11 protein-coding genes are annotated in these 12053 nt (G+C 71.3%); 5 read left to right on the plus strand and 6 right to left on the minus strand.

Going from position 1 to position 12053, the window contains the following annotated elements:
- Positions 1 to 1181 (minus strand): PHP domain-containing protein (locus ACZ7DL_RS33360; RefSeq protein WP_470779970.1); only part of this gene is annotated, 1181 nt, incomplete at its 3' end.
- 224 nt (positions 1182 to 1405) lie between these two features.
- Here ACZ7DL_RS33360 and ACZ7DL_RS33365 point away from each other — a divergent pair.
- The 4 genes from ACZ7DL_RS33365 to ACZ7DL_RS33380 all read left to right on the plus strand — a co-directional run bounded on the left by ACZ7DL_RS33365 (position 1406) and on the right by ACZ7DL_RS33380 (position 6192).
- Positions 1406 to 2731, plus strand: a complete 1326-nt coding sequence (locus ACZ7DL_RS33365) for a DUF2252 domain-containing protein (protein WP_470779972.1) — start codon at positions 1406 to 1408, stop codon at positions 2729 to 2731.
- 68 nt (positions 2732 to 2799) lie between these two features.
- On the plus strand, positions 2800 to 3486 hold the full coding sequence (locus ACZ7DL_RS33370) for a hypothetical protein (RefSeq protein ID WP_470779974.1): 687 nt from the start codon (positions 2800 to 2802) through the stop codon (positions 3484 to 3486).
- A 141-nt stretch (positions 3487 to 3627) separates the two neighbouring features.
- On the plus strand, positions 3628 to 4440 hold the full coding sequence (locus ACZ7DL_RS33375; protein ID WP_470779975.1) for a thioredoxin domain-containing protein: 813 nt from the start codon (positions 3628 to 3630) through the stop codon (positions 4438 to 4440).
- Between the two features lie 81 nt (positions 4441 to 4521).
- Positions 4522 to 6192: an alkaline phosphatase D family protein gene (locus tag ACZ7DL_RS33380; RefSeq protein WP_470779977.1), complete on the plus strand. Its 1671-nt coding sequence runs from the start codon at positions 4522 to 4524 to the stop codon at positions 6190 to 6192.
- A gap of 7 nt (positions 6193 to 6199) precedes the next feature.
- On the opposite strand, the gene ACZ7DL_RS33385 is transcribed toward ACZ7DL_RS33380, so the two are convergent.
- Entirely contained in the window at positions 6200 to 6769 is a 570-nt protein-coding gene (locus ACZ7DL_RS33385) for a dienelactone hydrolase family protein (RefSeq protein ID WP_470779979.1), read from the minus strand.
- A gap of 107 nt (positions 6770 to 6876) precedes the next feature.
- Here ACZ7DL_RS33385 and ACZ7DL_RS33390 point away from each other — a divergent pair, with 107 nt between their 5' ends.
- Positions 6877 to 7983 carry a mechanosensitive ion channel family protein gene (locus ACZ7DL_RS33390; protein ID WP_470779981.1) on the plus strand — a complete coding sequence of 369 codons (1107 nt, stop codon included), beginning with the start codon at positions 6877 to 6879 and terminating at the stop codon, positions 7981 to 7983.
- 204 nt (positions 7984 to 8187) lie between these two features.
- Here the strand turns inward: ACZ7DL_RS33390 and ACZ7DL_RS33395 are convergent, their stop codons facing one another.
- The 4 genes from ACZ7DL_RS33395 to lspA all read right to left on the minus strand — a co-directional run bounded on the left by ACZ7DL_RS33395 (position 8188) and on the right by lspA (position 12008).
- Entirely contained in the window at positions 8188 to 9774 is a 1587-nt protein-coding gene (locus ACZ7DL_RS33395; protein WP_470779983.1) for a Na+/H+ antiporter, read from the minus strand.
- A gap of 142 nt (positions 9775 to 9916) precedes the next feature.
- On the minus strand, positions 9917 to 10384 hold the full coding sequence (locus ACZ7DL_RS33400; protein ID WP_470779985.1) for a GNAT family N-acetyltransferase: 468 nt from the start codon (positions 10382 to 10384) through the stop codon (positions 9917 to 9919).
- On the minus strand, positions 10381 to 11325 hold the full coding sequence (locus tag ACZ7DL_RS33405) for an RluA family pseudouridine synthase (protein ID WP_470779986.1): 945 nt from the start codon (positions 11323 to 11325) through the stop codon (positions 10381 to 10383). The genes ACZ7DL_RS33400 and ACZ7DL_RS33405 overlap by 4 nt, the downstream gene beginning before the upstream one ends.
- Positions 11326 to 11408: 83 nt before the next feature.
- A complete protein-coding gene (gene lspA / locus ACZ7DL_RS33410; protein WP_470779987.1) occupies positions 11409 to 12008 on the minus strand; it encodes a signal peptidase II in 600 nt (199 codons plus the stop codon).
- Positions 12009 to 12053 lie beyond the last annotated feature (45 nt).

A 12053-nucleotide genomic window follows, 5' to 3' on the forward strand; every position in this document is an offset into this window, starting at 1 on the left:
TCGGTGATGCCCATGGCGTAGGCGACGATCGAGCCGGCCGCGGAGCCTCGGCCGGGGCCGACCGCGATGCCCTGCTTCTTGGCCCACATGATGAAGTCGGCGACGACGAGGAAGTAGCCGGGGAAGCCCATCGAGATGATGGTGTCCATCTCGTAGTCGGCCTGCTTCTGGCGGTCCTCGGGGATGCCGTCCGGGTAGCGGCGCTCCATGCCGCGGCGGACCTCCTCCTTGAACCAGGTGACCTCGGTGTAGCCCTCCGGGATGTCGAACTTGGGCATGAGGTCGCGCTTCTCGAACATGCCGGTGGTGTCGACCATCTCGGCGATGAGGAGCGTGTTGGCGCAGCCCTCCTGCCAGGCGTCCGAGGAGTCGATGGCGTACATCTCCTCCGTGGACTTCAGGTAGTAGCCCGTGCCGTCGAACTTGAAGCGGTCCGGGTCGGAGAGGTTCTTGCCGGTCTGGATGCACAGCAGGGCGTCGTGGGCGCCCGCCTCGTGCGCGTACGTGTAGTGCGAGTCGTTGGTGACCAGCGGGGGGATGCCGAGCTTCTTGCCGATCTCCAGCAGGCCGTCCCGGACCCGGCGCTCGATCTCGATGCCGTGGTCCATCAGCTCCAGGAAGTACCGGTCCTTGCCGAAGATGTCCTGGTAGTCGGCGGCGGCCTTCAGGGCCTCGTCGAAGTGGCCGAGGCGCAGCCGGGTCTGCACCTCGCCGGAGGGGCAGCCGGTGGAGGCGACGATGCCCTCGGACCACCGGGCGATGGTCTCCTTGTCCATCCGGGGCCACTTCTGGAGCCAGCCCTCGGCGTAGGCGTCGGAGGAGAGGCGGAAGAGGTTGTGCAGGCCGGTCCTGTTCACGGCCCACATCGTCTTGTGCGTGTAACCACCCGAACCGGAGATGTCGTCCCGCTTCTGGTGCGGCTGGCCCCAGAGGATCTTGCGCTTGTTGCGCCGGGACTCGGGGGCGACATACGCCTCGATCCCGATGATCGGGGTGATTCCGGCCTTCTTCGCGGAGTGGAAGAAGTCGTACGCCCCGTGGAGGTTGCCGTGGTCGGACATGGCGATGTGCGTCATGCCCATCTCGTTGCACGCGTTGAACATGTCCTTGAGCCGCGCGGCACCGTCCAGCAGCGAGTACTGGGTGTGGACGTGCAGGTGCGTGAACGGCGGCTTCGACACGGTTTGGCCTCCAACGGAAACACTCGGCGACGGGTGGGCGGACACTCTGGGGGACAGCGTCGAAGTCTATGCCCCGGGACTGACACCCGAGATGATTACCGCGGCGCGAAGCGTCTCGATGAGGGGCGGCGGTCGGGTGACGGGTGGGCACTCCCGCGTACCTTCGTGCGTTGGAGACGGCAGAAACGCTGTCGTACAGGCACTGCACCAGGAGGCACCCCGCGATGTCGGTCCCCCAGCTCGACGAGGAGCAGCGCGGCGAGGAGATCCTCGCCGTCTTCGACACCGCCTTCGGCCGGCTCCTGGCCGCCGACCCGGCCGCGTTCCGGGTGAAATTCCGGAAGATGGCGGCCTCGGCCTTCGCGTTCTACCGAGGCACGGCGTGCCTCTTCTATCACGACCTCGACGCGGAGAAGCGGGGCGGCCCGTACCTGGACGAGCGCACCTCGCGCGTGTGGATCCACGGCGATCTGCACGCGGAGAACTTCGGCACGTACATGGACTCCAACGGCCGCCTGGTCTTCAACGTCAACGACTTCGACGAGGCCTACGTCGGCCCCTTCACCTGGGACCTCAAGCGCTTCGCGGCGTCCGTCGCGCTCGTCGGGTACGCGAAGGCGCTCAGTGACGAGCAGATCACCGAGCTGGTGACGGTCTACGCCGCCGCCTACCGCGAGCGCATCCACGCCCTGGCCGCCGGCGCCAAGCGGGACGAGGTGCCGCCGTTCACGCTGGACACCGCGCAGGGACCGCTGCTGGACGCGCTGCGTGACGCCCGCTCGCTGACCCGCTTCGGGCTGCTGGAGTCGATGACCGAGATCCGCGACTTCGAGCGCCGCTTCGCCCCGGGCGGCGGCTCCATCGAGCTGGACGCGGCCACCCGCTACAAGGTCCTGGCGGCCTTCGACGGCTATCTGGAGACGCTCCCGGACTCCTCCCTGGCCCGCCCGGACTCCTACCGGGTGAAGGACGTCGTGGGCCGCCGGGGCATCGGCATCGGTTCGGCGGGCCTGCCGTCGTACAACATCCTCCTGGAGGGCCACAGCGACGCCCTGGAGAACGATGTCGTGATCTACATCAAGCAGGCCCAGACCCCGGCCGTCTCCCGGCACATCACCGATCCGGCCATCGCGGAGTACTTCCAGCACGAGGGCCACCGCACGGTGATCTCCCAGCGGGCCCTGCAGGCGCACTCCGACCCGTGGCTCGGCTGGACCGAGCTGGACGGCGCGGGCCAGCTGGTCGCCGAGGTCTCGCCGTACGCCGTGGACCTGGACTGGGACGACATCGACGACCCGGAGGAGATCGCGGCCGTCGTCGCCGATCTCGGCCGGGCCACGGCCACGATGCACGCGGCGGCGGACGACACCTCCGGCGAGTCCCTGGTGCCGTTCTCCACCGAGCGGGCCATCGACGCGGCCCTCGCGGCCGACGAGGAGGGCTTCGCGCCCCTGCTGGTGGACTTCGCGCACGCCTACGGCGCACGCGCGCGTGCCGACCACCAGATCTTCGTCGACCTGTTCCGCAACGGCCGGATTCCGGGGCTTTAGCCTCCGCGGATTCACAGGCACTCTTTAGGGGTGCCTTACTCGCGTACGTGACACACTCTTCTCTCGCTATGGACATATCCGGGACCCAGCTCAAAGCCGTGCGCGCGGCGCTGTTCACGGCCTTCGTCGTGACGCTCAGCACCGCGTCGCACGTCCTGCTGTCCCGTGCTCCGCTGCCGCTGGCGACCGTGGGCGCGGTCGCCGCCGGGGTGTTCGTCACCGCGTACGCGCTGGCGGGCCGCGAGCGTGGCTTCGGCCGGATCGCGGCTCTGCTGGTCCCGCTGGAGCTGGCCGCCGACACGGTGTTCACCACCGGCCAGCACACCTGTTACGGCCGGGCGGGCGGCCCGGTCGCCGGTCCGCTGCGCGCGGTGGGCCTGGACGTGCTGTGCGAGGGCCGGGTGGGCACCCCGCTGGCCCAGGTCACCGGCGGTGCCGACCGCGCCGGAGCGCTCTTCGCCGACGCCGGCCCGGCCGCCGCCTGGCTGCTGCTGGCCGCGCACATCGGTGTGGGCCTGCTCGCCGCCGCCTGGCTGCGCCGGGGCGAGCGGGCGCTGACCCAGCTGCTGCGCGCGGTCGCCGCCACCACCTTCCGGCCGCTGCTGCTGGCGGTGGCCGCGGTCGCCGTACGCCCGGTCCGGGTCGGCCGGCTGCCCCGCCCGGCCCCCCGCCGTGCCGCCGCCCGCGACCGGCTCCTCGTGCACTCCCTGGGACGGCGTGGACCGCCGTGCTCCCCCGCCGCCGCCCTCGGCTGAGCGACACCCGCTCCCGCCGGAGCGATGTCCGCTTCACCTGAGCGACGACCGCTCCCACACGGCGACGGCACCTGAGCACGATCAGTCCCCCACACGTATCCCGCGTACGACGTGTGCGCGTCCCCTATGGAGATCACCACCATGAGCAAGCGGAACAGCCAGGCGGCGAAGACGGCGGCCCGGGAGCGGCTGCGCCAGGAGCGCGAGCGGCAGGCCAAGCGCGACAAGATCAGGCGCCAGCTGATCGTGGCCGCCTCGGTGGTCGGCGTCCTGGCCGCGGCCGGCGGCATCGGCTACGCCGTCGTGCAGATGAACAAGCCCGGCTACTGGGAGGCCGCGAAGGACGACAAGCTCGTCAAGCCGGCCAACACCACGGGCAAGGACGGCACGACGATCGTCCTCGGCAAGAGCAGCGCCGAGAAGACCCTGGTCATGTACGAGGACCCGCGCTGCCCGGTCTGCGCGACCTTCGAGCAGGCGGTCGGCCCCACGGTCAAGAAGGACCTGGACGCCGGCAAGTTCAAGATCCAGTACGTCGGTGCCACCTTCCTCGACAAGGGCCTGACCGGCGAGGGCTCCAAGAACGCGCTGAGCGCCCTGGGCGCCGCGCTCGACGTCAGCCCCGAGGCGTTCCTCGAGTACAAGTCCGCGATGTACTCGAAGAAGTGGCACCCCGCGGAGACCACCGACGAGTTCAAGGACGACGCCTACCTGATCAAGATCGCCGACACGGTCCCCGCCCTGAAGGGCAACGCGGCCTTCCGGAAGGCCGTGAAGGACGGCACCTACGACCGGTGGGCGCTGGAGGAGTCCAAGCTCTTCGGCAAGGACGGCATCGAGGCCACGCCGACCCTGAAGATGGGCGACAAGACCCTGACGGGCGCCGACGGCGAGCACGCGCCGATGTCCGCCGCCGAGTTCAACACCGCGCTGGAGGCGGCCCTGAAGGGCTGAGCCCGGCCTTGCGTCGAATTGCGGGCGAACTTTTGCGAGTTCGCCCGCCCTGACGCGTACCGATCAGTAACCTGATCGTCCGTGACCAGTCGATACAGATCATCCGAGGCCGTCCGCGGCCTCGACTCGCTTTCGCCCCGCCGCCGTACGGTCGTCAAGGCCGCGGCGGCGACCGCTGTCCTGGCCGGCCCGCTGGCCGCCGCTCTGCCGGCTCGCGCCGCCACGGACGCCCCCGCATTCCTGCACGGTGTCGCCTCCGGTGACCCGCTGCCCGACGGTGTGCTGCTGTGGACCCGGGTGACCCCGGCCCCGGAGGCGATACCCGGCTCCGGGCTCGGACCGGACACCGAGGTCAGCTGGGTCGTCGCCCGGGACAAGTCGTTCACCAGCATCGTCGCCAAGGGCTCCACCACCGCGACGGCCGCCTCCGACCACACCGTGAAGGCCGACATCCGCGGCCTGGAGCCGGCCACCGACTACTGGTTCCGCTTCTCGGCCGGCGGCAACGACTCCCCGGTGGCGCGCACCCGCACCGCGCCGGCGGCGGACGCGGACGTGTCCGGCCTGCGCTTCGGCGTGGTCTCCTGCGCCAACTGGGAGGCCGGCTACTTCTCGGCCTACCGCCACCTCGCGGCCCGCAACGACCTGGACGCCTGGCTGCATCTCGGCGACTACATCTACGAGTACAAGTCCGGCGAGTACGGCACCCGGGGCAAGGTCGTCCGCCCGCACGCGCCCGCGGGCGAGATCCTCACCCTCGCCGACTACCGGATCCGGCACGCGAAGTACAAGACCGACCCCGACCTCCAGGCCCTGCACCTGAAGGCGCCGGTCATCGCCATCTGGGACGACCACGAGTTCGCCGACAACGCCTGGTCGGGCGGCGCGGTCAACCACACCGAGGGCGCCGAGGGCACCTGGGCGGCCCGTCAGGCCGCCGCCAAGCAGGCCTACTTCGAGTGGATGCCGGTCCGCCCGGCCATCGCCGGCACCACCTACCGGCGTCTGCGCTTCGGCAAGCTCGCCGACCTGTCCCTGCTGGACCTGCGCTCCTTCCGCTCCCAGCAGGCATCCACGGCGAGCGGCTCGGTGGACGACCCGGACCGCACGCTCACCGGCCGCGCCCAGCTCGACTGGCTGAAGGCCGGCCTGAAGGCCTCCGACACCAAGTGGCGGCTGGTCGGCAACTCGGTGATGATCTCGCCGTTCTCCTTCGGCTCGCTCTCCGCCGACCTGTTCAAACCGCTCGCCAAGCTGCTCGGTCTGCCGCAGGAGGGCATCGCCGCCAACACCGACCAGTGGGACGGCTACACCGACGACCGCCGCGAACTGCTGTCCCACCTGCGCTCCAACGCCATCGGCAACACCGTCTTCCTGACCGGTGACATCCACATGGCGTGGGCCAACGACGTGCCGGTGGACGCGGGCACCTACCCGCTGTCGGCGTCGGCGGCCACCGAGTTCGTGGTGACCTCGGTGACCTCCGACAACCTGGACGACATCGTGAAGGTGCCCGAGGGCACGGTCTCCGCGGTCACCTCGCCGGTCATCAAGGCCGCCAACCGGCACGTCCACTGGGTGGACACCGACCGCCACGGCTACGGCGTCCTGGACATCACCGCCGACCGCGCGCAGATGGACTACTACGTCCTGTCCGACCGCGCCGACGCGAACGCCACCTCCAGCTGGGCGCGCTCGTACCGCACCCGCAGCGGTACGCAGAAGGTCGAGCGGACGTACGACCCGGTGTAGCCGCCGGCTAGAGGCTGTCGAGGAAGCCGAGCGCCACCCGCCAGGTGGCCTCGGCGGCCTCGGCGTCGTAGTCCGGCAGCTCGGGGTCGGTGTAGAGGTGACCCGCGCCGGCGTACCGGTAGACCTCCACGTCGGCGCCCGCCCGGCCCATCTGGAGATACCAGGCGCTCAGCCAGTCGTCCGTCTCGAACGGGTCCGGCTCGGCCACGTGCAGCTGCACCGGCAGCTCGTCCACGTGCGCGTTCGGCGCGATGTCCGACGTGCCGTGCAGAAGCAGCAGCCCGCGCGCCTTGTCGTCGCCGAGGGCCAGGGTCTGGGCGACGGAGGCGCCGAGGGAGAACCCGGCGTACACCAGCCCCCGGTCCGAGTACGGCGCCGCCGCCAGCACGGCCCGTTTCAGCAGTTCCTCCTTGCCGACCTGCTCCTTGAACTCCATGCCCTCCTCGACCGTGTCGAACGTGCGCCCCTCGAAGAGGTCCGGCGTCCACACCTCGTGGCCCGCCGCGCGCAGCCGGTCCGCGGCCTCGCGCACCGCGGGCCTGAGCCCGTAGGTCGAGTGAAAGAGCATGATGTTCATGAGGCCATGGTGCCAGCCGGGCCCACCGGGGCCGTACCGCGCCCGTACCCACACGCGCGCCGAAGTCACATGTTCATGCTCCGCCGAAGCCGGTTAGGTTCGGAGGCATGGAGACCGTACTCCGCCCCGTGATCGTCATCGGCACCGCCGTGGTCCTGACCGTGCTCATCGGCTGGGCCACGGACGTGCTGCTGCGCAAGGCCGACCAGCGCCACAACGAGACCCCGCTGTGGGACCTGCTGCGGCGTGGCCGCGTGCCGTACCAGATGGTGCTGTGCGCCGCCCTGCTCAGAGGCACCTACGACGAGGCCGACCTGCTGGAGGAGCACCGCACCGGAGTCGGGCGGACGCTGACCCTGGTGCTGATCGGGGCGGCGGCCTGGCTGGTGATCCGGATCGCGGCAGCCGTGGTCGAGACGTCGTACAGCCGCTACGCGCGCGCCCATCACGACCCCGCCCGGGTCCGGCGGGTGCGCACCCAGGTGACGCTGATCATGCGCGTGGTGGCGGCGATCGTCGGGGTGGTCGCCGTGGCCGCCATGCTGCTGACCTTCCCGGCGATGCGCGCGGCCGGCGCGTCCCTGCTGGCCTCCGCCGGGGTACTCGGCATCGTGGCCGGTGTCGCGGCCCAGTCCACGCTGTCGAACTTGTTCGCCGGGCTTCAGATCGCCTTCGGCGACATGGTCCGGCTCGGCGACACGGTCGTCGTGGACGGCGAGTGGGGCACGGTCGAGGAGATCACCCTGACCTTTCTGACCGTACGCACCTGGGACGAGCGCCGGATCACCATGCCGGTGTCGTACTTCACCTCCAAGCCCTTCGAGAACTGGTCCCGCGGCACCCCGCAGATGACCGGGATCGTCTTCTGGCACCTCGACCACAGCGCGCCGGTCGAGGCGATGCGCGAGAAGCTTCGGGACATCCTGCGCGAGTGCCCGGCCTGGGACGGCCGCGCCTGCACCCTTCAGGTGACGGACACCACGCCGAACACCATCCAGGTGCGCGCGCTGGTGACGGCGAAGGACGCCGACGACATCTGGACGGTGCGGGTCACGGTCCGCGAGCAGATGATGACCTGGCTGTGCACGGAGCACCCCTATGCGCTGCCCCGGGTGAACACCGCGGATGCGGTGCTCCCGCCGCACCAGATCCCCTCCCCCGACGGCGCCGCTCTGCGCAGGGCCTACGACTTCCCGCGCGCCGGCCGCGGCTGACCTGCCGGGGCAGGGCCGGGGCTGACCTGCCTGGGCCGGGGCCGGGCCGGGGCTCGGCCGCGCTCACTGGTCACGATCGTGCGAGTCATGATCCGCGACCAGGGACGCGCGGCCGGGGCCGTCGCAACTCGTCCACCGCGCCGGCACTTTCGTATGACGGGCCGGGGGGCACCTTGTGTGCCCGGGGACACCGGGAGGGGCCGCTCAGCGCAGGCTGCGCACGTCGAGATGGCGCAGCACCCGGTCGACGATCTCCGGATCCGCCCCGGGCTCGCTCCGCGCCGCCAGCACCTCGTGCCGGGCGGCGCTCAGCATCTCGTTCTGGATGTGCCGCACCCGCCTGATCCGCTTGGCCCGCTGGTGCTGCGCCTCCCGCCGCTCCTCCTCCCCCATGTCCGGACTGATCCGGATCCCGATGTCGAAGGCGCGCCGCAGCATCTGCTCGGACAGGTCCTCGGGCAGCTCCTCCACCTGCTCGATCTCCCGCAGCCGGCGCTTGGCCGCCTTGGCCGCCCGCACCGCCAGCTCCTTCTCGAACTCCTTCTCCCGCTCGGAGTCGGCCCGCACCCCCAGCCGCCTCACCAGCCAGGGCAGCGTCAGCCCCTGCACCACCAGCGTGGCGATGATCACCCCGAACGCGATGAAGATGATCTCGCCCCGGTCGGGGAACGCAGACCCGTCCTCGGTCCGGAGCGGCACGGCCAGCGCCAGCGCCACCGAGGCCACCCCGCGCATCCCGGACCACCACATGACGACGGTCTCCCGCCAGCTCACCGGGATCTCCTCGTCGTAGTCCCGGCGGGCGTGCAGCCGCTTGGTCAGCCAGGTCGCCGGCAGCAGCCACAGCAGCCGTACGACGACCACCACGGCCACCACGGCGGCGGCCCAGCCGAGCATCTCGCCCCACCGCCCCTGGGCCGTGCGGATCGCGTTGTGCAGCTCCAGCCCGATCAGCCCGAAGGCGACGCCCGTCACGAGGGTGTCGATGATGTCCCAGAAGGTGTGCCCGGCCAGCCGGGTCATCACGTCGTCGGCGTCGGTGGCGTATTCGGCGAGGAAGAGGGCCGTGGTCAGCACGGCGAGCACCCCGGAGCCGTGCAGCTTCTCGGCGAGCACGTAGGAGGCGTACGGCACCAGCAGGGTCATGCCGATCTGGAGGGTCGGGTCGCCCAGCAGGTCCATCAGCTTGTTCGCGCCCCAGCCCAGCACCAGCCCGACAGCCACCGCGACGACGGCGGAGAGCACCAGGTCCACCCCCGCCTGCCAGGCGGAGAAGGTGCCGCTCACGGCGGCCCCGATCGCCACGTGGTACAGCACGATGGCCGTGACGTCGTTGAAGAGCCCCTCGCCCTCCAGGATCGACACCAGGCGGCGCGGCAGCCCGAGCCGGCCGGCGACGCTGGTAGCGGCGACCGGGTCGGGCGGCGCGATCAGGGCACCGAGCGCGATGGCGGCGGCGATCGGCAGCCCGGGCACGATCGCGTTGGCGACGAGCGCCACGCAGACCGTCGTCACGAACACCAGGGCGACGGCCAGCAGGAAGATCGGGCGGACGTTGGCCGCGAACTGCCGCCAGGAGGTCCGGCGTACGGCGGCGTAGAGCAGCGGCGGCAGCAGCGCGGGCAGGATCAGGTCGGGCGGGATGTCCACGTTCGGCACGAACTCGGCCACGGCCAGGGCCCCGCCGAACAGGGTCATCAGCACCGGCGCCGGCACCCCGAACCGGTCTCCCAGCGGGACGCTCACCAGGGCCCCGAGCAGTAGTACGAACAACAGAGCCAGCTGATCCACGGCGCTCCGGGGGTCGACGATCACACGGCAGGTCTCCAGCCTGCCATGACGCCCCCGCACGAGCCGTTCCGACGCCTACCGGCCCGGACGGCCTCCGGTGCGGACCCCGGCGGCTGGGACCGGCGGCTGGAGTTACGGACGGCTAGAGGGACCGGCGCATCGCCCGGTGCGGTATGCCGGCGTCCGGGAACTCCGGGCCGTACGCCGCGTAGCCGAGCCGCTCGTAGAAGCCCAGGGCGTGGGTCTGCGCGTGCAGGTCCACCGCCGACAGACCACGCGTGCGGGCCGCCTCCTCGATGGCGCGCACCAGAGCCGCGCCGACGCCGAGCCCGCGCGCCTCGCGGGAGACGGCGAGCCGGCCCAGCGAGCCCACCGCCGGGTCCCCGCCGGTCTTCGCGGCCGCCGCCTCGCCGTACAGCAGCCGCCCGGTGCCCAGCGGCTCCCCGTCCTCGCGGACCGCCAGCACATGCACGGCCACGGCGTCGTAGGCGTCGTACTCGATGTCCTCGGCCACACCCTGTTCGCCCACGAAGACCTCCTTGCGGACCGCGAAGCACGCCTCGTGGTCGGCAGGGTCCTCGGCGACCCGGACGGTGTACGGCAGGCTCACGCGTACGTCTCCTCCCGGACCTGGTCGAGGGCCTTCTGGAGGTCCTCGGGGTAGTCGCTCGCGAACTCCACCCAGCTGCCGTCGCCGGGGTGCTCGAAACCGAGGCGCACGGCGTGCAGCCACTGGCGGGTCAGGTGCAGCCGCTTGGCGAGGGTCGGGTCGGCGCCGTAGGTGAGGTCGCCGACGCACGGGTGGCGGTGGGCGGCCATGTGGACGCGGATCTGGTGGGTGCGGCCCGTCTCCAGCTTCACGTCCAGCAGGGACGCGGCGCGGAACGCCTCGACGAGGTCGTAGTGGGTCACGGACGGCTTGCCCTCGGCCGTGACCGCCCACTTGTAGTCGTGGTTCGGGTGGCGGCCGATCGGGGCGTCGATGGTGCCGCTCGTCGGGTCCGGGTGGCCCTGGACCAGGGTGTGGTAGCGCTTGTCGACCGTGCGCTCCTTGAACTGGCGCTTGAGCGACGTGTACGCGTACTCGGACTTGGCGACCACCATCAGGCCGGAGGTGCCGACGTCCAGTCGGTGCACGATGCCCTGGCGCTCGGCGGCGCCGGAGGTGGAGATCCGGTACCCGGCGGCGGCGAGACCGCCGATGACGGTCGGGCCGGACCAGCCCGGCGACGGGTGCGCGGCCACGCCGACCGGCTTGACGATCACGACCACGTCATCGTCGTCGTGCACGATCTCCATGCCCTCGACCGGCTCGGCGACCACCTGCACCGGCGCGGGCGCCTGCGGCATCTCGACCTCGAGCCAGGCGCCGCCGCTCACCCGCTCTGACTTGCCGACCACCGCGCCGTCGACCTGGACCTTGCCGGCCGCGGCCAGCTCCGCCGCCTTGGTGCGGGAGAAGCCGAACATGCGGGAGATGGCGGCGTCGACACGCTCGCCCTCCAGGCCGTCGGGCACGGGCAGGGTACGGATCTCGGGAATCGTGCTCACCCGTCGAGTATGCCGGACGGACCGGACGGCCCCGCACGGGCCTGTGGACAACTCCCCGGCGGCCCCGGCGGAACGTGCCCGCCTCAGTCCTTGTGGACGGTGCCGTCCGGGTCCAGGCCGCGGAAGGACAGCAGCACGATCAGGATGCCGCCGCACACGATCGCCGAGTCGGCGAGGTTGAAGACCGCGAATCCCTTGGGCGCGATGAAGTCCACCACCTCGCCCTCGAAGACGCCCGGCGACCGGAAGATCCGGTCGGTGAGGTTGCCGAGCGCGCCGCCGAGCAGCAGGCCGAGCGCGACCGCCCAGGGGAAGCTGTAGAGCTTGCGGGCCAGGCGGATGATGACCACGATCACGGCCGCGGCGATCAGCGTGAAGATGATCGTGAAGGCCGCGCCGAAGCCGAAGGCGGCGCCCGGGTTGCGGATGGCGTGCAGCTCCAGCAGGTCCCCGACGACCCGGATCGGCGCGTGGCCCTCCAGCCGGGAGACCACGAGCATCTTGCTGATCAGGTCGATGGCGTACGCGAACGCGGCCACCGCGAACAGCACGGCGATCCGGCGCCCGCGGCCGGTCCGCTGCGGCGCCGGAGCCTGCCGCTCCGCCGCGCCGGCCGCCGCCGGCTGCTCGCCGCTGTCGTCCGGGGTGTCCGGCGTACCGATGATCCGCTCCGCCTCTGCCACGTGAGTCCCTCGATTTAGGTGCCTGACTGAGGACGAGACTACGGC

This window comes from Streptomyces sp. NPDC036984 (assembly GCF_055607665.1).